The sequence below is a fragment of the Streptomyces sp. NPDC046465 genome (assembly GCF_040646035.1).
Classification (GTDB): Bacteria; Actinomycetota; Actinomycetes; order Streptomycetales; family Streptomycetaceae; genus Streptomyces.
On the sequence record NZ_JBEYZK010000001.1, the window covers coordinates 355,254 to 375,933 of the forward strand.

10 protein-coding genes are annotated in these 20,680 nt (G+C 73.3%); 7 read left to right on the top strand and 3 right to left on the bottom strand.

Going from position 1 to position 20,680, the window contains the following annotated elements:
* Window positions 1-70 precede the first annotated feature (70 nt).
* Together ABZ953_RS01635 and ABZ953_RS01640 are read right to left on the bottom strand one after the other, a co-directional pair.
* Complete coding sequence (locus tag ABZ953_RS01635; RefSeq protein ID WP_361714905.1) at window positions 71-1,327, bottom strand: acyltransferase; 1,257 nt, start codon at window positions 1,325-1,327, stop codon at window positions 71-73.
* Window positions 1,324-3,861, bottom strand: coding sequence for a glycosyltransferase (locus ABZ953_RS01640; protein ID WP_361714907.1), 2,538 nt, complete (start codon window positions 3,859-3,861; stop codon window positions 1,324-1,326). The genes ABZ953_RS01635 and ABZ953_RS01640 overlap by 4 nt, the downstream gene beginning before the upstream one ends.
* A 302-nt stretch (window positions 3,862-4,163) precedes the next feature.
* Here ABZ953_RS01640 and ABZ953_RS01645 point away from each other — a divergent pair, with 302 nt between their 5' ends.
* On the top strand, window positions 4,164-5,654 hold the full coding sequence (locus tag ABZ953_RS01645; RefSeq protein ID WP_361714910.1) for an acyl-CoA synthetase: 1,491 nt from the start codon (window positions 4,164-4,166) through the stop codon (window positions 5,652-5,654).
* A 121-nt stretch (window positions 5,655-5,775) separates the two neighbouring features.
* Here ABZ953_RS01645 and ABZ953_RS01650 read toward each other — a convergent pair whose 3' ends face one another.
* Window positions 5,776-9,603: a S8 family serine peptidase gene (locus tag ABZ953_RS01650; protein WP_361714913.1), complete on the bottom strand. Its 3,828-nt coding sequence runs from the start codon at window positions 9,601-9,603 to the stop codon at window positions 5,776-5,778.
* A 312-nt stretch (window positions 9,604-9,915) separates the two neighbouring features.
* Here ABZ953_RS01650 and ABZ953_RS01655 point away from each other — a divergent pair, with 312 nt between their 5' ends.
* From ABZ953_RS01655 to ABZ953_RS01680, 6 genes are all read left to right on the top strand, one after another.
* Window positions 9,916-10,275 (top strand): CU044_2847 family protein, encoded by a 360-nt coding sequence (locus ABZ953_RS01655; RefSeq protein WP_361714916.1) that lies wholly within the window; start codon window positions 9,916-9,918, stop codon window positions 10,273-10,275.
* Window positions 10,272-12,101: a trypsin-like peptidase domain-containing protein gene (locus ABZ953_RS01660; RefSeq protein ID WP_361714918.1), complete on the top strand. Its 1,830-nt coding sequence runs from the start codon at window positions 10,272-10,274 to the stop codon at window positions 12,099-12,101. The genes ABZ953_RS01655 and ABZ953_RS01660 overlap by 4 nt, the downstream gene beginning before the upstream one ends.
* Window positions 12,102-12,132: 31 nt before the next feature.
* The gene (locus ABZ953_RS01665; RefSeq protein ID WP_361714921.1) at window positions 12,133-13,200 is read left to right on the top strand and encodes a MoxR family ATPase; all 1,068 of its coding nucleotides are present in this window, start codon (window positions 12,133-12,135) and stop codon (window positions 13,198-13,200) included.
* Window positions 13,190-17,563: an SAV_2336 N-terminal domain-related protein gene (locus tag ABZ953_RS01670; RefSeq protein WP_361714924.1), complete on the top strand. Its 4,374-nt coding sequence runs from the start codon at window positions 13,190-13,192 to the stop codon at window positions 17,561-17,563. Before ABZ953_RS01665 ends, ABZ953_RS01670 begins: the two co-directional genes overlap by 11 nt.
* Before the next feature lie 332 nt (window positions 17,564-17,895).
* Window positions 17,896-18,933: a rod shape-determining protein gene (locus ABZ953_RS01675; RefSeq protein WP_361714927.1), complete on the top strand. Its 1,038-nt coding sequence runs from the start codon at window positions 17,896-17,898 to the stop codon at window positions 18,931-18,933.
* 155 nt (window positions 18,934-19,088) lie between these two features.
* Entirely contained in the window at window positions 19,089-20,678 is a 1,590-nt protein-coding gene (locus ABZ953_RS01680; protein ID WP_361715646.1) for a GAF domain-containing protein, read from the top strand.
* The last annotated feature ends 2 nt before the right edge of the window (window positions 20,679-20,680 follow it).

Below are 20,680 nucleotides of genomic sequence, written 5' to 3' on the forward strand. Positions count from 1 at the left end.
CCCGCGGTCCGCGGCGACGCCGCCTCCCCGTCCCACGGGAGGCGGCGTCGCCGTGTGCGTACCGTCCTGTTCAGCGGGTCGTGGTGGTCTCCGGGTAGAACTCCCGGGCCCTCCCCCTGCTGTCCTTCGCCCTGCCGAGCAGGCTCGCCGGGTACTCCACGCACCAGTAGCTCGCCGTGCCGACCGCCAGGGCCACCAGGACCGCGACGAGCACCGCGACCGGGAAGCCCGCCTGTGCCGACGGCAGCAGACCCGACGTCCCCAGCCAGAGCATCACCGGCTCGTGCCAGATGTAGAGGCTGTAGCTGATGAGCCCTACCGCCGTGGCCCAGCGCGCCCTCAACAGGCCGTGCCAGCGCACCCGTTGCCGCTCCCGGTGCCGGATGTGCAGCGTCGCGTAGAGCAGCGCGAACCACAGCACGGCGGCGATCGGGTGGTAGAAGGTCTGCGCGAAGTTCTCCGGTGCGGAGAGGTGCGACAGGGTCAGCAGCCCGGCCAGGGCCGCGGCCGACAGTGCGGTCGTCCAGCGGGCCCGCAGCCTGCCCCGGTCGTCGCCGAGCGCCGTGAGCAGGACCGCGAGGGCCATCCCCGCGGCGAAGCCGCCGAAGCGGGCCTGCGGACCGAAGTACACCGGCCAGTCGGTGTGCGGCACACCGAGGACGTAGTGCGCCCCGTAGATCCAGGCGAGCGGTACGGCGAAGAGGACCGCGCAGCCCGACGCGCACAGCGCAACGCGGGCCCGCCGGGTGCGCAGCCCGCGGCAGGCGCGCACCGCGAGCGGCCCGAGGGCCACGAGCACCAGGTAGAAGGCGACCTCCAGGGAGAGCGACCAGGTCGGACCGAGCGTGTAGAAGATCCGCTCACGGTCGAAGACATGGGTGAACGTGAGGTGTTCGACCAGGTCCCGCCAGTCTCCGGGCAGCGTCGGATTGCGCGTCGACCAGACGACCAGGACCGCGAGGAAGTACAGCGGCAGGATGCGGATCGCGCGCCGGAAGAGGAAGACCCTGCCGGGCCTGACCGAGCCCTCCTTGCCGTCGATGGCGGCCCGCGCGTACGACAGCGTGAGGAGGTACGCGGACATCACGAAGAAGAGGTCGATCACTTCGAGGGAGAGCAGCGCCCCGAGGTAGGGGCTGTCGACCGGCGGATGCGAGCCCGCGGCGTCGTACGTGTAGTACTGCTGCCAGACGTGGAAGACCACCGTGCTGAGCACGGCCAGGCCGCGGAAGCCCTGGAGTTCGAGGGCACGGCCGCGGGTCGGCGGCTCCCGGTGGTCCGGGGCCCGGGGCGGCGCCGTGGTCTCGGGAGCGATGAGCGAGGTCATGAACCCCCTCCGGCCCCGGACGGCTCGGCGACGGCAACCGCAACGGCAACGGCGGGCGGCTCGACGGCAACGGCGGGCGGCTCGGTGGCAACGGCGGGCGGCTCGACGGCAACGGCGGGCGGCTCGGTGGCAACGGCGGGCGGCTCGGTGGCAACGGCGGGCGGCTCGGTGGCGACGGCGGCGCGCGGCGTCACCCGCCACTGCCGGTCCCCGAGCGCCTCCTTCAGATGGGCGGCCCGCGCCACCATGTTCTTGAAGTGGGTGTAGAAGAACGTCGACACGAACAGGTAGCGCCAGAACCAGCCCTTGCGGCGGCGCAGTTCTGGCACCGCGAGCCGCCAGGCGAACGCGGCCTGCACCAGGCCCGCCGACATCGTCACGGCCGCCGCGACGATGCAGACCGGCACCGCCCAGTCAAGCCGGTCGGCGCCGCCCGCGCGCCAGGCCGCGTGCAGCAGGATGGGCAGGATCTGCAACGTCAGCCACGGCTGGACCTCGCGCCAGCCGAGCAGCACGAACAGCCCCGCCTTCTGGCGCCGCGTGAAGACCGGCGAGCGCAGGCCCCGCCACAGGTGCCTGAGCGAGACCTGGAGCCAGCCCTGCGCCCAGCGCGAGCGCTGGTTCCACAGGGGCTTCAGGAGCGTCGGGGCCAGCTCGCGCGAGACGAGCGTGCGGTCCATGGCGATGCGCGCGCCTTCGCCGAGGGCCCGCATGGTGGAGTCGATGTCCTCGGTCAGCATCGAGCCGTGCATCCGTGTGCGGGCGAGCAGGTCGGTGCGCCAGAAGCCGTTGGAGCCGCCGAAGACGCCGAACCCGTAGAGCCGGGTGCGGCCGGGGTGGCTGACCGCGTAGATCGCCTCGAACTCGACGGCCACCAGCCTGGCGACCCAAGAGCTCTCGCCGTTACGTATGACGCAGTGGCCCTGCACCACGTCGTAGCCGTGGGACAGCCAGTCCCAGGCGTGCCGGAACGCGTCCGGCGCCGGATGGTGGTCGGCGTCGAAGATGCCGACGAACTCGCCGCGCACCCGCGTCACCGCCGCGTTGAGGTTCTGCGCCTTGGACGTGCTGCCCGCCACCGGGAGCAGCACCAGGCGCGGATCGCGCCGCGCGATCTCCCGCAGCGTCTCCTCGACGGGCAGCGGGTGCGGGGTGTTGTACGCGAGGACGATCTCGATTTCGTTCGGGTAGTCCAGGCGCAGGAACGACTCGACGGTGTCGACGATCGTCGCCGCCTCGTTCGGCAGGTACGCCGCGATGACCGCGCTCGCCACCGGATAGGGCTGACCGGGCGCGGCAGGACGCGGTGTCGCGTCGAGCGAGAAGAGGCACTCCAGGACGATGAGCAGAGCGGAGGCCACGAGCCCCGCGACGACCACCCAGTACGCGACCGCGGCGGCGTCCCAGCCTGCCGCGTACGCCTGTTGGTAGAGCAGGAACGGTACGCCCACGCCGAGCGCCGCCATCAGGACCGGCGAGAGCAGCGGCGTCACCGCCGCGAGCAGGGCGCGCGGGCCGGGCCGGGCGCGGCGGTGGCTGTGCGCGGCGGCGGTCCGCATCCACGGCTCGTACCGGACGGGCCGCAGATCGCGGTGGCGCAGGGCCTCCTCGGCCGCGTCCCTGGCCTGTTCGGCGGCCTGTGCGCTCGCGCCCTTGCCGGTGCAGGCGGACAGCGGGGCCCAGCCGACGGCCGGGGTGAGCCGGACGTTCTCGTCGGCGACGACGAACGGAGTACCGGCCACGGAGACGGCGAACTCCCGCAGGCTCGCGGTGGCCGTCTCCTCGTCGACGCCCGGCATCAGGACGAGCAGGCGCCCTTCGTCGTCCCAGCCGAGCCGGTCGCAGACGTTGCCGAGCCGCTCGCCCACCTGGGCGAGCCGCTCCGCGACCTCGCGCCGCACGCGCGGTCCGAGCCGGGTCTCCAGGGCCTCCGTCTCGGCGACGCGGACCACGGCGAGGATGCCGCCGCGCCGGGCCGCCGCGGGCCGCTGGAGTTCCCGGTCGAGCTCGGCCATGAAGTGCGGCGCCGAGTACAGGCCGGTACGCGGGTCGAGGAGCAACTGCTCGACGGGGACCGGGACCCGGTGCAGTTTGGCCGCGATACGGGCGGACAGCTCGTCCGGGTCGAACGCCTCCGACACACAGTCGTCGGCGCCGTACCGCAGCAGTTCGGCGACCGTAGCGGGGGCGCGCTCCGCGGTGACCATGACCAGCGGCAGCGCCTGGCCCGCCGGGTCGGCGCGCACCTCCCGGATGACGTCCCGGCCCTGCCTGCGGCCGTCGGGCCCGCCGTCGAGGGCGACGATCGCGTCGGGCGTGGCCAGCCTGACCTGTCGGCGGACGTCGCCGGGGACAGCATGCGTGACCTCGTGGCCGGTGAGACGGAGGGTGCGGGTGAGCTGTTCCCGGCCGGGTCCCGGGGCGCCGACCGCGAGCACGTGGGGGTGGCCCGGTGGCGCGGAGTCGGAGGTGGTGGACTGGTGCGGTATGAGCACCGGTGGGGAGGCGTCGGAACGCCTCAGAAGGTCGGACATGAAGGTGGTCCCATCCTGTTCGGATTGTGGGGGGAGGACCGGATTACCGAGGTGTTCGTAGGTGATAGGAGTAGGGCCAATTGGTCACATCAGCCTCAGCGATCACTGTGACACCGCACCTTCAGCGACGTAACACTCTCATTACGCGCCGGTGCAGAGACTGCACAGGCCCTGCACAGGGCGCGCAGAACGAACTGCCGGAATCGAACTGTCAGAAACAAACGACAGAAACGAACTGACAGAACAGACAGCGCGCCATCGACGAGCAGACATCGACGAGCAGACTTCGAGGAGTACGACACGTGGATCCCCTCTTCCCGGCTCTGACCGCCCCGCGCGGCGAGGCACTGCGCTTCGGCGACCGTTCCCTCTCGTACGCCGAACTCGCGGCGAACGCCGCTGCGTTGGCGACACGCCTTGACGGCGCGGGACGGGTCGCCGTCTGGGCCACCCCGTCCCTGGAGACCGCCGTGGGCGTGGTCGCCGCGCTGCTCGCCGGGGTACCGGCCGTGCCGCTCAACCCGAAGTCGGGCGACTCGGAACTGGCGCACATCCTCGGCGACAGCGCGCCGTCGCTGGTGCTGACCGAGCCGGGGGCGGAGCTGCCGCCCGCGCTCGCGGACCTGACGCGGCACGAGGTCGAGGTACGGCACGAGGTCGAGGTACGGCACGAGGTCGAGGTACGGACGGACGCGGGCGAGCCCGCCCCGGCTCCCCTCCCCGCCGAACCGGCCCCCGAGACCCCCGCCCTGATCGTCTACACCTCCGGCACCACGGGCCCGCCCAAGGGCGTCGTCCTGCCGCGCCGCGCGATCATCTCGACCCTGGACGCGCTCGCGGACGCCTGGCAGTGGACCGGCGACGACGTGGTCGTGCACGGTCTGCCGCTCTTCCACGTGCACGGCCTGATCCTCGGCATCCTCGGCCCGCTGCGGCGCGGCGGCTCCGTACGCCACCTCGGCCGCTTCAGCACGGAGGGCGTGACGCGCGAACTCGGCTCGGGCGCGACGATGCTGTTCGGCGTACCCACGATGCACCACCGCATCGCCGAAGCACTGCCCGGCGACCCGGAGTTGGCGAAGGCACTGGCGGGCGCGCGGCTCCTGGTGTCCGGTTCGGCCGCGCTCCCGGTCCACGACCACGAGCGGATCACGGGCGCGACGGGCCGTCACGTCATCGAGCGGTACGGCATGACGGAGACGCTCATGAACACGAGCGTCCGCGCGGACGGCGAGCCCCGCGCGGGCACGGTCGGCGTCCCGCTCCCCGGCGTCGAACTGCGCCTGACCGGCGAGACGGGCGAGGAGCTCGCGGCAGACGACCCCGAGGCGGTCGGCGAGATCCAGGTGCGCGGCCCCCACCTCTTCACCGAATACTTGAACCGCCCCGACGCGACGGCCCAGGCCTTCGCGGAGGGCGGCTGGTTCCGCACCGGCGACATGGCGGTGCGCGACCCCGACGGCTACGTCCGCATCGTCGGCCGCAAGGCCACCGACCTCATCAAGAGCGGCGGCTACAAGATCGGCGCGGGCGAGATCGAGAACGCGCTCCTGGAGTACGAGGGGGTACGGGAGGCAGCGGTCACCGGGGAGCCGGACCCGGACCTGGGCGAGCGGATCGTGGCGTGGATCGTCCCGGAGAACGCGGATGCCCTGCCGACGGCCGAGCAGTTGGCGGCGCATGTGGCGGCGCGCCTGGCGCCGCACAAGCGGCCGAGGGTGGTGCGGTATCTGGACGCGCTGCCGCGCAATGACATGGGCAAGATCATGAAGCGGGCGTTGCCGCAGGCTTGAGACATCTTGTCAGCCCGTCCGGCGATCGAGGACATCTTGAAGGGGAGTCCAGCTTGTAGGGGGGTCCAGGGGGCAGAGCCCCCCCCCTGGACCCCCCTGGCCCCCCCTACCGCACCCCCACCTACCGCACCCCCACCGCCCGAATGATTTCCTGCGACACGACCCCACCCCGGTCATCACTGGCCGATGCCCGCAGCGACACGGACTCGGCACCCCCGGGCACCTTCAACTTCCCTCTCCAGGACGCCTTCTTGCCCTCCCGGTCCAGGGAGACGGACGTCCACGACTTGCCCTCGTCGTACGACACAGAAAGCTCGCCACCCCCGACGGCCCCGGCGCCCCGCACCCCCTCCACATACTCGGCAGAGATCCCCACAGCCAAGGTCCGCCCACCCTTGGCCTCCCCCGCCAACGACGTATCCACATCGAAGCCGAGATTGAGAAGCGGCAGGAACGTCTTCCTGTCCGAGGCCGTCTCCTTCGACCTGAAGGTCCACTCGGCGTGCCCCTTCGAAGCGAGCACCCACCGCTCCGGAGCGAGGGTCGTATCGGTCACGACCTTGTACGTGTGCTCGCCCGGATCCGCATCCCACACGTACACGCCCGAACTCTTGCGCCGGTCGACGCTCACCCCGTCCACGAACACCTCGCTGACCTGCGTCATCGAGTCCTCGTTCCACACGTCGCCGAAGCCGGTGTGGTCGGGTCCCGAGTCGCCCCAGCCGGGCACGTTGAACTCCAGGTCGTTGCCGGTACGGGTCTGCCCCCAGCCGAGCCCGGTGCCGAGCCACGGGTGCAACACGGGTTTGAACCAATCGAGTTCAGCGTGCTGGCCGCCCTTGTACGTGACGAGGCCGCTCCGCTCCTCCAGCGCGCCGGGCCCGGTGGACACGGACTCGTGCCACTTCTGGCCCGCCCCCGTGGATACGTACTCCGTCCGCTCGACCGGGTAGTCGATCTTCTCCTGGAAGCCGAGGCCGACGGGGAAGGTGTCGGTGATCGAGTACCGGAACTCGCCGCCCGCAGCGGGCCGCGAGGCGTGGAAGGCACTCTCGACCACGCCCAGTTCACGCTTCTTCGGCTCGTACGTCAGGTCCCCGCCCCCGGGGACGGCACCCTCGTACCCCTTGGACAGGTCGTATACGTACGGGGTGTTGAGCGTGCCGGTGCTCTCGGCCTTCCTGCCCGCCTTCGCCGCCGCGACCAGCCGCGCGCCGTCCGCCGCGTCGACCGTGGCGATCTGCAGCGGCCGGTCACCGTTGTCGTCGGTGCCGAACCAGGCGTTGAGGCGGCCCGGCCGGTCATCCGTCACGAACAGCGCCTTGGCTCCCGCGTCCTGCGCGGCCTGCCCGAGCTGCGCCGGAGTGACGTCCGCCGTGCGCCGCACGACGACCGCCCTGCCGCGCACGTCCTTGCCCTCGTACGCGGCCGGGGTGCCGTCACCCGCGTCCACCAGGGCCCACCCGTGGCGACCCTCGGCGACCGTCCCGCCGGGCTGTGCGACGGCCTCCCGTACGCCCTTCACCTCCACGACCGGCTTGCCGAGGCGCCAGACCGTGCGGTACTCGAAGCTGCCCTCGGTGACCTTCTCGGTGGGCGCGGCGAAGATGCTGTCGTACTTCACGGGCACCTGGACGGCGCCCATCAGGTCGGCGCCGCCGGCCTTCCTGTCGTACTCCATGAGGAGCTGGCGGGTCTCGGTGCGCCGGTCGACCTCGGCCTTGATCCCCCGCAACTGGCGCCCGTCAAGGGTGACTTCGCGATCGCGGTCGAGCTTGATCTGCGGGGCGGCGAGGAAACCGAGGCCGAGGGAGTCCTTGCCCTTGCTGCCGCGCACGTCGAGGAACGACGTGAGGGCGTACGTACCCGGCTTCAGGCGCAGCTTCGACGTGCCGGACGCACCAACGGCGGCCTGGAAGGGGTCGGTGTCCTTGGCCAGCTGCTGCACCACCAGGTCGGCGGCGGTCGCGGCGCCGTCCCGGTCCTTGGCGTGGACGGTGAGCGTGTACCGCTCCTCCTCCTTGACCAGGCCGAACGCGGTGTGCGCGACCTCCTTGCCGCCGACGCTCGCGACGACCCGGCCGCTGGTGTTCCCCACGGGCGCCTTCGCGCCGTCGCCGGTGACGGTGGTCGACGCGGTGCCGTGGGCGGGGACGGTGAGGGTGGAATCAGCGAGGGTCACCACACCATCGGCGGCCCCTTGAGCAGCCAGCCCCAACTCGACGACCGCAGCTGAGGAGTTGGTGTAGGTGAGGGTTTTGGTGACCGGGTCGTTGGCGTCGTACGGCCAGCCGTAGAAGCCGAAGTCGGCGCTGCCACCGGCGGTCACCTGCGCGTCGATCGCATCGGGCACGCTGACCCGCCCCGCACCCAGCTCATAAGTAGGCGCGTCGAGCTGCTTCGACGTGGACATCAGCGCGTCCTTGAGCCGCGCGGGCGTCCAGTCGGGGTGCTTCTCGGCCAGCAGTGCGGCGACGCCCGCGACGTGCGGGGTCGCCATCGACGTACCACTCATCCCGGTGTAGAAGCCTTCGCCCGCGACCAGTTGGGAGCGGGCGGCGAGGATGTCGACGCCGGGCGCCGACAGGTCGGGCTTGAGCGCGTGGTCACCGGCGCGCGGCCCCTGGCTGGTGAAGTACGCGGCCTCGTCGGCGGAGTCGACGGCGCCGATCGTCAGCGCGGAGTCGGCGGCACCGGGCGATCCGATGGACGAGGGCGCGCCGGTGTTGCCCGCCGCGATGACGAAGAGGGCGCCGGTCTCCTTGGTCAGGGAGTTCACGGCGGCGGCCATCGGGTCGGTGCCGTCGCTGGCCTCCTGCGAGCCGAGGCTCATCGACACGACCTTGGCGTCGATGTCCCTGGCGGCCCACTCCATGCCCGCGATGATCTCCGACTCGCTGCCGAAGCCCTCGTTGCTGAGCACCTTGCCGACGGCGAGTGTCGCGCCGGGCGCCACACCCTTCTCCTTGTTCCCCTCGGAGGCGGCGCCGCTGCCGCCCACGGTCGACGTGACGTGGGTGCCGTGGCCGTTGCGGTCGGCGACCTCCTCACCGGGGATGAAACTCCTGGTCTCGCTGACGCGGTCCTTGAGGTCCGGGTGCCCGGTGTCGACGCCCGTGTCGAGGACGGCGACCTTCACGCCCTTGCCCGTGAGCCCGGCCTCCCACGCCTTGGGGGTGCCGATCTGCGCGTTGCTCTGCGCCATATCGGCCTCGACGCGCCCATCGAGCCACACCTTGTCGATGCCGGGCGCTCGACCGTTGCCGGGCGCTTTGCCATTGCCGGGGGCTTTGCCGTTGCCGGGGGCTCTGCCGTTGCCGGGGGCTCTGCCGTTGCCGGGGGCCTTGTCCCGCAGGGACCGCCAGAGTGCGCCCGGCTTCTCGGCGGTGACGGCGGCACCGTCCACGCTGGGCAGCGAGCGCACTTTCTTCACGCCACGCGGCAACTCGCGCGCCGCGCGACCCGCCCCCTTGTCATAGGTGACGATGAGCGGCAACCCCGCGTCCGCCTTCCCCGCCTTCACCCCTGCCTCGCCCGCTCCGGAAGTGCCGAAGCCCTGCCGTAGCAACTCCGTCACGTCGAACAGCCGCTCGTCGAGGGTGCCCGCGCGCAGATATGGCCGTGCCTCGTCCGGAAGGACGGTGACGTGCCCGTCCGAGATCCGGCTGCGCACCGCCCCGCTCGCCCCGGCGGGCCGCTCGACGGTGACGGACTGCTTGCCTCCGGGAAGCCGGTGGACGGTGACCTTGTCTCCGGTGATCAGGGTGACGGTCCCGGCGGCACGCGCGGCCTGCGCGGCATGCGCCGTACGGGCGGCCGGGGCCACCGAAGCCGCCGAACCGTCCGGGCTCGGCTCGGCGGTGGCGTGCTGCCCGGCAGGAAGCAGGGCGAACGCGAGACCGGCGGCGGCCACGAGCGGTGCTCTTCGCCGCACGGGGGCTCTGGTCATGAGGCTGTCTCTCTTCGTCTCTTCGTCTCTTCGTCTCTTCGTCGGACCCGGGCAGGGGTGGTGTCCGAGTGCTGCAAAGAGTGTCAAGGTCCTGCTGTTGTACGGGAGTTGACTGGGCGTGGCGGAAAGCCGCCAGGGCACCTTCCCGCCAGGGCCGCGCCGCTGTGCCGTGGGGCCGCCGGAACGCCGGAACGCTGGAACGCCGGAACGCCGGAACGCCGGAACGCCGGTGCGGATGACAGCCGCAAGCCGGGTCCGTAACAATGCCGTTGGCAGATGCGGGACATCGACACAGCTCAACGGGGGCGTCACATGGATGGCTTGGTGGAGTTCACGACCGACGACGGCGCGCGGGTCGTCGTCGCGGACGTGGACGAGGGGTCCGGCTCCCGCCTCGTCTCGCGCGGTGAAGGACCCGCCCTTGCGGCCCGTACGTTCGAGGCGTCGCTCGACGGCGCACGGGCGGCCGCCGCGTCCGCGCTGCGCGTGTTCCGTGACGGCAGCCTGCGGCCCGACTCGGTCGAGATCGAGTTCGGGGTGCGGATGTCGGCGGAGACCGGGGCCGTGATCGTGAAGGGACAGGCCGAGGGCCACCTCGTGGTCCGCCTCACCTGGTCGCCCGAGGCGCCGACGCCCCACCCGCCGTCGCCGGAGCCCGCCGCCACCTCATGAGCAGTACGTCCTGGCACGCCCGGATCGACTGCGGCCGCGAGACGGGCGCGGGGTTCCTGGTCTCCGAGCGGCACCTGCTCACCTGCGCTCACGTCGTCCGCGACAGGGGCGACCGCGAGATCACCGTCTCCTTCCCGCACCACAAGGCGCTCGGCACCGTCCCGGCCACCGTGTACGCCCACGGCGGCTGGGACGGTCGGCACGACGACCCCGGTGACCTGGCCGTCCTCGAACTGGAGCAACCCGTACGGGTCGCCCCCGCCGAGTTCGCCCTGCCCGAGGACGCCTACGACCACCCCCGGCCCAGGCTCCTCGTCTACGGGTTCCCCAAGGGGTACGACGAGGGCACGCTCGCCGAGTACCGCGCCACGGCCGCCCAGCTGATCGCCGACGAGTGGGTCCAGCTGGAGGCGTGGAGCGCCCACGGGCAGCCGCTGGCCCCGGGGTTCAGCGGAGCCGCGGTGACGCTCGCCGACTCCGGCCGGGTCGTGGGCATGGTGTCGGCGGCCGCGGGCGGATCCGGCGTACGCAACGGCCGGATGCTCCCCACCTCCGTCATGGCCCGCTACTGGCCGCCGCTCGGCGACCTCGTCCCCACGCCCGGTCACCGGCGGGCGGCGAAGGAGCAGTTGCGCGTACTGGTGGACAGGGTCGTCAGTACCGTCGCCGATACCAGTACCAATACCGGTGCCAGTGCCGGTGCCGTACCCGACCCGGAGCGCCTGTACCGCGACGCCGTGGGGCCGCTCGGCCCGCCCGTGCCGCCCGAGGGCTTCGCCTCGCTCTGGGCTGCGGCCTGGTACGTCCTTTCGGAGGTGGACGAGCCCGCCGCCGTTGCCCGGCTCACCGACCGCCTGGGCCACCTCCTCGAACCGCCCCGCGCGTACGCCACGCCCACCGCACCCGCACACCCCCCGACCCCCGCCCCCGCCCCCACTCCCGCTCCTGCTCCTACTCCTGCTCCCGGCGGACCGCCGCCCGCTTGGTCACCGATCCTCGTCGAGATCGACCACAGCGGCGCGGGCGGCGACCAGGTCCTCGTCGAGGTGTCCGCCTGCCGCGACGGCCACCGCCACCCCGTCGCCTCGCACACCCTGGCGCGCGACCGGGTGCCCGCCTACGTCCAGGCACGCATCGACGACGCCTTCTCCCATCTCGCGCCGGACGCCGACGAGTTACTGGCCTTCGTGCTGCCCCGGACGCTGCTCAACATGCCCGTCGCCCAGTGGGGTCGCGGCGTCGACGATCCGACCCCGCTCGGCTGCTCGTACCCGCTGGTCGTCGCCGACCGCGCGCGGCGCGCGGGAGGACTGCGCCACCAGCTGGCCCGCAAGTGGCGACACGTCGACGGCAGGCCCGCGGCGCCGCTGTACCGCGTCGACTGCGGCACCGAGGAGAAGCCGAACCGGCTCAGGTACCGGCTGCGCCAGGACGAGGCCGACCTGGCGGGCTTCACGCTCCCGCCGCGGGAGGCCGGGGTCGGCGCGCACTTCGACGCGACGCTGAACGTGCCGGTGCCGGTGGTGCTGTGGCCGCGCTCGGGGTGCGCCGCGCACTCCGGGAGCCCGGCCGGTACCGACGCAGTCGCCGCCGGTACCGGTACGGGCGGCGGCTGCGTCGGATCCTCGTTCCTGGACCGCGTAGCAGCGCACGTCGAGGGCCTGTCGCTGGCCGAACTCCCGCGCGCCATCCAGGCATTGCGGGAGACGGCCGACGCCGCGGACGACCCGGACGCACACTGGGCCAGAGACGTACAGCTCCTCTGGGACGACCCCCGCTGCCTCCCCGTACCGCCCCTCGCCCACCTGCACTCACCCGTCGCGTGACCCGCCAAGCCCTTACGGAGAAACCCGGATCATGTCCCTGTGGCCCGTCTACACCGGCACGAACGAGCCCCACGACGGCATCACCGAGCTGCCCCCGCCGCCGCCCTGGCGCGCCTTCGACGGCGGCCCGGTCCTCCCCGTCCCCGAGGACGACGGCTCCGCGACGTCACCGGACCGCAGGCACCGGGCCCAGACGTACCGGGCGACCGAGAGCTGCGTCCAGCTCGTCAACGCCGCCCTGTACCTGCGGCGTCCCCTCCTCGTGACGGGCCCGCCGGGCAGCGGCAAGTCGAGCCTCACGTACGCGGTGGCCAGGGAGCTGGGCCTCGGCCCGGTGCTGCGCTGGAACATCACGAGCCGCAGCGCCCTGCACGACGGGCTCTACCAGTACGACCCGCTCTCCCGGCTGTACGCGGCGGGCCGCGCGGCCCGCTCGGCGCGGCTCGGCGACGGGACGGGGCCCCGGGCGGACCGGGACGGACGCCCGGCGGACAGCGCGGGCGTCGAGGACCACCTGCGCCTCGGCCCGCTGGGCACCGCACTCCTCCCCTACGCCCGCCCCCGCGCCCTCCTCATCGACGAGATCGACAAGAGCGACCTCGACCTCCCCAACGACCTCCTGAACATCCTGGAGGAGGGCCAGTACGAGATCCCCGAGCTGGTCCGGATCGCCAAGCACACCCAGGAGGCGAGCCTCCTGGCCGACGGCTCCGACAGCTCCGACGACCCGGTCACCGTCGTACGCGGCCGGGTGCGCTGCCGCGCCTTCCCCTTCGTCGTCCTGACCAGCAACGGCGAACGCGAGTTCCCGCCCGCCTTCCTGCGCCGCTGCGTCACCCTCCGGCTGCGCCAGCCGCGCGACGAGCACCTGGAGGAGATCGTCCGCGCCCACCTGGGCGAACCCGACGCGTACGCCCGCAGCCTCATCACCCGCTTCCTGGAGCGCGGCACCGGCGGCGAGCTCGCCACCGACCAGCTCCTCAACGCCATCTACCTGACCGGCGCCGCGGGCATCGACGCCGCATCCCGCGACGAGCTCGCCCAGCAGCTGATGCCCTACCTCACGCAGTCGGCGGATCCGGGGCCCGATGAACTCTGACGCCCCCCGGCGCCGGGGCCCCCTGGCCCGCCTGTCCGACGTGCTGGCCCAGGCGGCGGACGGCGCACCTCCCACCCCCGTGGAGCTGGCCGAACTGCTGTGGCTCGCGGCGCAGCAGGACGCCCCGGCGAAGACCGCGAGCGCCCCCGGGGACGTACCGCCGTCGCCCGACGCCCCATCGACATCGACATCGACATCGACGGCACCCTCTGCCACGCCACCACATCCCGCCCCTTCCGACGACCGGGTGCCGCTCCACCTCCCCGCGCCGATGGCCGACGGCGGCGCACCGGACGCCCCGGGCCACACCGGTGCCCCGTCCGCCCTTGACGCCCCCGGCACGCCACCGCAACCCCCCGAACAGGCACAACACACCACCTCCCTGCGCGTGCCCGTCCCCCCGATGGTCACGCACCCCCTCGCCCTGCAACGCGCTCTGCGCCCGCTCAAGCGCCGCGTCCCCTCCCCTGTCGGCCACGTCATCGACGAGGCGGCCACCGCACACCGCATCGCCCGCATCGGCGGGCACCCCTGGGGCTGGCTTCCGGTGCTGCGCCCGGCGGAGGAGCGCTGGCTGCGGCTGTCCCTCGTGTGCGACGCCGGTCCGACCATGCCGATCTGGCACCCGCTGGTCCACGAACTCCACACGGCGCTGGCCCAGTCCGGCATCTTCCGCACGGTCGAGCTCCACCGCGCGGCCCCCGACGGCACGGTCCCGCCCCGGGCGGCCGCCGCGCCCGCCACCGGCCGCACCGTCACCCTCCTCGTCAGCGACTGCATGGGCCCGCAGTGGCGGCCCGGCGCGGCAGGCGCCCGCTGGTACCGCACCCTGCGCCGGTGGGCGGCACGGATGCCGCTGGCCGTGATCCAGCCACTCCCGGAGCGCCTCTGGCGCACCACGGCGCTCCCCACGACCCCGGGTTCCCTCGCCGCCCCGCACCCGGCCGCCCCCTCCGGCGCCCTCACCTTCACCCCGTACACGTCCGAGCCGTCACCACCCGGCGCCCTCCCGGTCCCCGTCCTGGAACCGGCACCGTCCTGGCTCGCGCACTGGGCGTCCCTGGTCGCGGACGGCAGCGGCGTCGAACTGCCCGCGTCGGTGGGGTGGTTGGGGCGCGAGCCGACCGCGACCCGCACGCTCCCGGGCGAGGAGGCCCCCGCCGAGGACGTCACGCGGCTCGCCCCCGAAGACCTCGTCCTGCGCTTCCGCTCCACGGCCTCCCCCGAGGCCTTCCGCCTGGCGGGCCACCTGGCCGTCGGCGAACCCCGGTTGCCGGTCATGCGCCTGGTCCAGGCGGCCGTGGAGGAACGACCGCGCCCGCAGCACCTGGCGGAGGTGATCCTCAGCGGCATGCTGACCGAAGGTCCGTCGGCGGCGCCGGGCTCCTACGTGTTCCGCGACGGCGTACGAGAGGTGCTGCTGCGCACCTTGCCGCGCACCGCACGGGGTCGTACGCGGGAACTCCTCGCTCGCATGGGCGAGTTGATCGACGACCGGGCGGGGGTGACGCCCGGGGAGCTGCGGGCGGTGGCGAGCGTGCCGAGTTCGAGGCAGGGCGCCGGGACCGGGACTCAGGGGCCCGCGCGGGAACCGTTCGCGACCGTCACGCCGGACACCGTGCGGCAGTTGGGTGCGCCGGGCCTCATCCCGCGGGTCGACGTACCGGACCTCGCCCAGCGGGCCGAGGAGCCGGGCCGCGGGCCGCTGATCGGCGGCCGTTACCGGGGCGTGGGGCAGATCGGGCTGAGCGGGCGGGTCTGGCGGGCCGAGGACCTGCATGAGACCGCGCACGAGAACCGGCACGAGAACCCGCACCAGAACCCGCACGGCGCGAACCGGACCGTCGTGGTGCAGCGCTTCCTGCGGGCCCCCCGGTGGCTCCGCCTCGACTTCGTCCACGCGGCGCGGCGGCTCTCCCGCTTCCGGCACCCGAACGTGGCAGCCGTGCACGACTACGGCTTCCACCGCCGCGTCCCCTATCTGGCCATGGAGTTCATCGAGGGGCAGAGCCTGGAGGAGCTGCTCACCGACCACCCGTGGGGGCTCCCCACCGACCTCCTCATGGAACTGGTGCCGCGCCTGGCCGACGCGGTCACCGCCCTCCACGCCGAAGGGATGGTCCACGGTGCCCTGACCCACGCCAACGTGCGGGTCTCGCCCCGCGGCCCGGTGCTCTGCGGCTTCACGCTCACCCCGTTCGGCGAAGTGAGCCGCACGGCCGAACTCCGCGCGCTCGGCCGCCTCGTCCGCAAGATGTACGAGCCGACGGAGGGCGCCTCATTCGACGCCCCATGGCTGCCGGAGGGCCGTCGACGGACCAGGCCCGGGGCCACGCGGGCCCCGCACGCGTACACCCTGTCCGAACAGGCCGCCGACACCCTGACGTCGGCCCTGCGCGACCTGCGCTCCCGCGACGCGGACGTCCTGCGCCGCGGCATCGGGCGGCTCGGTCAGCTCGCCTCGCCCTCGATCCACGAACGCACCTACTCCCTGCTCGGGCCGCTCAGCGTCACGCAGGCCCGCCGCCCCCTGCCCGTCGGCGAACCGAGGGGCCGGGCGATGCTCTGCATGCTGTTGCTCCGGCAGGGGCGTGCCATGACAGCGACGGAACTGGCAGCAGGCATCTGGGGCTCCGCTCCCCCCGCCAACGCGCCGCACCTCCTCGCCCTGTCCGCCGCTCGCCTCCGCGAGACCCTCGGCCCCGACTCGGTGGTGACGGCGGGGGACGGATACGCCCTGATGCTCACGTCGGATGTCGACGACGTCGACCTCTTCCAGTGCCGGAGACTGGCCGCCGAAGCGGAGGCGTACCGCCGCGATGGAGACATCGATGCCGCCCTGGACCGTGTCGCGGCCGCGCTGAGCCTGTGGGACGGCGACGTCCTGGAGGACATCCCGGGCCCGGCCGCGGAAGAGACCAGGGCCACCATCCGCGCCCTGCGGCAGTCCCTGCTCCACCTCCAGTGGGAACTCACCAAGGAACAGGAGGGCACCGAGGGAGCCGAGCAGGACCCCGCCGAACTCGACGAACTGCTCACGGAGTTGTCGATGGTCGAGGAGGCGGACAGGCTCGCCCCGCACGAGCGGTTCCCCGGCGCCCGCCCCGACTCCCTCGACGCCGCGACGACCAGCGCGACGGGCGAGCCCTCGCCCCCGTCCACCACCGTCTCCTTCGAGTATCTGGCGCGCCCCGCCGAGTCCCCCGAGGCCACCCTGCAGAGACTGGGCCGCGCCGTCTCGCACCTCCTCGTCGCGGGCGGGATCGGCCCGGACCGGTTCGAGATGCGCCCGCGCCCGCGCGGCTGGGACGTGACGATCGCCCCCGAGGTCCACGTCCTGCACGTGCTCCTCACGACGGTCGACGGGCTGCCCGACGCGCTCGACGGATTCCCGGTCCTCGGGCTCGGCGTCACCGTCACGCACGACGCGGACCCGACGGTGTCCGCGCCCTCCTTCCCCTCCGGCCTCGGCCACCTCTTCGACCGCACCGGCACCCGGGCCGTGGTGATCGTCTCCAGCGACCTGCACGACCGGCTCTACGAGTCCGGCCGGGCGGGGGCCCACCTCTTCGAGCCGGTGCCGCAGTCCGACGACTGGTACTGCGACGTCACCGCGCGCCCGCCCCGCGCTCTCCCGCCCGGTCCCGGCGACCTCCCCCGGCCCGTCGATTCCCTGATCCTCGGCTTCGACGGCACCCTCGCCCACCTCTACCCGGGCCGCACCGCACGCGACGCGGCCCGCTCCCTCGCCGCCCTGATCGCCGAGCTGCGCGACCCCGAGGCGGCCGAGGCGGGCGATCCCCTCCTGCCCGCAGGGGCCACCGCCTCCCTCGCGGACGACCGGATCCACCCCCTGGACATCCTGCGCGCCTTCGCTCAACACCCCACGCTTCCCCCGGAGTTGCACGCCCGCCTCGAAGCCATCGAGCTGCGTGCCGCCGCCACCGCGAAGCCGCCAGGACCCGCAGGCCTGCTCTCCGACGCCCTGCGGGCCCTGGCCAGACCGGGGGGCCTCCGCCTGGCCGTCGCGACGGACGTCTCGCCGCGTGCCGTCACCTCGTATCTCGCGGCCCAGGGCTTCCCCCTCCCCGAGGCCGCCGTCCACGGCCGCACCCCCGACCTCACCCTCCTCATGCCCGACCCCGACTGCCTGCGCCGGGCCATCGACCAGCTGGGCTCGTCCGCGGACCGGTGCGTGATGGTCGGCTCCTCGACGGCGGAGGCGGCCGCGGCGCAGAGCCTGGGCATTCCCTTCATCGGTCTCGCGGCCGACGGCGGGGCGCGCCGACGCCTGATCGACGCCGGGGCGCGCTTCACGCGCAGACTCCTGGGGGACGTGACGGTGGCGCTGCGCGAGAGGTGAGAGCCCCGGCAACCTCGGACGGGCGGCAACCTCGTACGGGCGGCAACCTCAGACAAGACGGCAACCTCAGACGAGACGGCAACCTCAGACAGGCGAGTATCCGCCTTTTCGGCAGCCGCCCCTCCGCGTCCACTGGAACCACCGCACTTCCTGTGGAACCACCGCACCTCCTGTGGAACCACCGCACTGCCCGCAACGCCGTGAACACCACCCGTGCGGCGGCACCCCGCCCGGCTCAGTCCAGCGCGCGAGGCGCCCGTACCCGTCGCACGATGCGAGACAGGACCGCCGACCGACGGTCCGTACGGTCTGCGCTCTCGGGAGGATCTGCCATGACCGTCAGTCTGGAGCAGTTGCGCCGCTGCCATATCGCCGTCGACCTCGGAGCCGCGAGGACGCGGGTGTTCGTGAAGGGCGCGGGCCTCGTCGTCGACGAGCCGAGCGCCGCCGCCGTCAACACGCGTACGGGCGCGCTCATCGCGGTCGGCCACTTCGCCGAGCAGATGACGGGACGTACGCCGGGCTACATCCGGGTCGTCCGCCCCGTCTCCGGCGGCACCGTCGTCGACATCGAGATGGCCCAGCGGATGCTGCGCAACCTGATCGGTGAGAAGCTCCGCCGCACCCTGCGCCGCAAGCCCCGGCTGCGCGCCGCCGTCTGCACCCCGCACGACGCGGATCCGCTCGCCCAGCGCGCCGCCACCGAGACCATGGTCGGGCTCGGCGCGCGCCGCGTGGAGCTGGTGGACACGCTCATCGCCGCGGCGGTCGGCTGCGGGCTCCCCGTGGAGCGCCCCGAAGCGACGATGATCCTCGTCTGCGGCGCCGCCACCACGCAGGTCGCGGTCCTCTCCCTCGGCGCGATCGTGACCGCCCAGCGGGTCCCGGTGGGCGGCGAGGCCATCGACAACGCGATCGTGCAGCACCTGCGCCACCACCACGAGTTGATGCTGCCCTCCCAGTCGGTACGCCCCCTCCAGCTCGCCCTGCACGGCAACGGCCTCACGCCGCAGGGTCCGGAGTCGACCGAGATCCACGGCAGGGACGTCGCGACGGGCCTGGCCCGCTCCGTCCAGGTGAACACGGCCGCGGTCCGCGACGCCATCCACACCCCGCTCACCGCCGTCCTCGACGGCATCGGCAAGGTGCTGCGCGACTGCCCGCCGGATCTGGTGGCCGACCTCGCGGACCGCGGAATCATGATGGTCGGCGGCAGCGCGCTGCTCCCGGGCCTCGACCAGATGCTGCGGGACGCGACCGGAATGCCCGTACATATCGCGGAACGGCCTGATGTGTGCGCCGTCCTCGGGCTCGGTGCGATGCTGGAGGGCAAGATCCAGCCGCTGTCCCTGGCTCCGCTGTCCGGCTGACCGCCCGGACGCCCGGACCTCCCGGACACCCGCCACCCCGACCACGGAGTACGTCGTACGTGACCGAGATGCCCGAAGGTAGCGAGGTGCCCAGAGGCAGCGAGGTGCCCGGAGGCAGCGAGGCGTCCGAAGGCGCGGACACGGCGCCGCCCTCGATGCAGCCGATCCTCGAAGCCGTCCTCAGCGTCGGCACGGACCTCGAACTCCGTGCCACGCTCCAGCACATCGTGGACAGCGCGGCGCGGCTGACCGGGGCGGATCTCGCCACGCTCGGCGGGCTGGGGGAACTCTTCGTGGCGGGCGGACCCGGCGCCTTCCCCGACGGCGTACCGGCCGTACGGCCGACCGCCGACGGCACCGTCATCGACGTTCCGGTCCAGGTCCACGACGAGCCGTTCGGCACGCTCCTGCTCGCGCGGAAGGCTCGGGGCGGCCCCTTCACCGAGGAGGACCGGCAGCTCCTGCGGGTCCTGGCGAGCCAGGCGGGCATCGCCATCGGCAACGCCCGGCTCTTCGAGGCGGCCCGGCAGCGGGAGCGCTGGATCGAGGGTGCGGCGGCGGTCACCACGGCCCTGCTCACCGGTGAGGCTGCGGCCGACGCGCTGATGACGGTCGCGGACCGGGCGCGGATCCTCGCGGGCGCGGCGGCGGGGGTGATCCTGCAGCCCACGGATGCGGGGGGCATGAGCATCGTCGCGGCGGCCACGGACGGCGCGCCCCACGGCTGGGGCACGACGGCAGGCACCCGGCCCGGCCACGCCACGCCCACAGCCACATCACCAGCCCCTGTGCCACCTACGCCACCCGCACCTCCTACGCCACCGAGGGCATCGAGGGCGGGGGCGGCCCACCCCTACCCCCCGAGCCACAACGACCTCATCGGCACCACCATCGCCCCCGGCAGCGAGGTGCTCGAAAAGCTCCTCGGGGGGGAGCCGGTATTCATCGAGGACTCGGCGACCGACCCCCGCATGACGACGCACGTACGCGTCCGCTTCGGCCCCAGCATGATGCTGCCGCTACAGGCCGGCGGCCGCCTCATCGGCACGCTCGCCCTGCCCCGGCGGCGCGGCGCACCCGCCTACACCTCGGCCGAGCGCCTGCTCGCCACGCAGTTCGCGTCGCAGGCCGCGCTGGCCCTCGTACTGGCCGACGCCCAGCAGAGCCGACAGCGCCTCGCGGTCTTCGAGGACCGCGACCGGATCGCCCGCGACCTGCACGACCTCGTCGTACAGCGGCTCTTCGCCACCGGCATGATGCTGGACGCGACCCGCAGCAGGGCCCGGTCGACGCAGGTCGAGTCCACGCTCGACCACGCCGTCGACGAGCTGGAGTCCACCATCCAGGAGGTGCGCACGGCCATCTTCGCGCTCCAGCAGCCGCCCGCCGACGCCCCGGCCACGTTCCGCGGCAAGGTCCTCCGCGAGACGGCGGGCGCGTCGGCGGTGCTCGGCATCCAGCCGTCGGTGCACTTCGCCGGGGCCGTCGACACCAAGGTCACGGATCCGACCGCCGGCCATCTGCTCGCCGCGCTGCGCCGGGCGCTCGCCGCCGCGTCGCGCCGCACCGGCGTCACCCGGGTCGACGTGGCGATCGACGCGAAGGCGACGCTGCCCGACCGGCGGGAGGGGGTACGCCTGACGGTGTACGACGACGGGGACACGGACGGCGTGGAGGCGGGCACGACGGTGACCTGGCAGGCACCACTGCAGCCCACCGGCCCCGCCTCTCCCACCTCTCCCTGACG

Bases quoted from the DNA above. Each gene is read 5' to 3' on its own strand.
- ABZ953_RS01675 (WP_361714927.1), top strand. From the start codon at position 17,896: ATGACCGTCAGTCTGGAGCAGTTGCGCCGCTGCCATATCGCCGTCGAC.
- ABZ953_RS01640 (WP_361714907.1), bottom strand. From the start codon at position 3,861: ATGTCCGACCTTCTGAGGCGTTCCGACGCCTCCCCACCGGTGCTCATA.
- ABZ953_RS01680 (WP_361715646.1), top strand. From the start codon at position 19,089: ATGCAGCCGATCCTCGAAGCCGTCCTCAGCGTCGGCACGGACCTCGAA.
- ABZ953_RS01655 (WP_361714916.1), top strand. From the start codon at position 9,916: ATGGATGGCTTGGTGGAGTTCACGACCGACGACGGCGCGCGGGTCGTC.
- ABZ953_RS01635 (WP_361714905.1), bottom strand. From the start codon at position 1,327: ATGACCTCGCTCATCGCTCCCGAGACCACGGCGCCGCCCCGGGCCCCG.
- ABZ953_RS01650 (WP_361714913.1), bottom strand. From the start codon at position 9,603: ATGACCAGAGCCCCCGTGCGGCGAAGAGCACCGCTCGTGGCCGCCGCC.
- ABZ953_RS01665 (WP_361714921.1), top strand. From the start codon at position 12,133: ATGTCCCTGTGGCCCGTCTACACCGGCACGAACGAGCCCCACGACGGC.
- ABZ953_RS01660 (WP_361714918.1), top strand. From the start codon at position 10,272: ATGAGCAGTACGTCCTGGCACGCCCGGATCGACTGCGGCCGCGAGACG.
- ABZ953_RS01670 (WP_361714924.1), top strand. From the start codon at position 13,190: ATGAACTCTGACGCCCCCCGGCGCCGGGGCCCCCTGGCCCGCCTGTCC.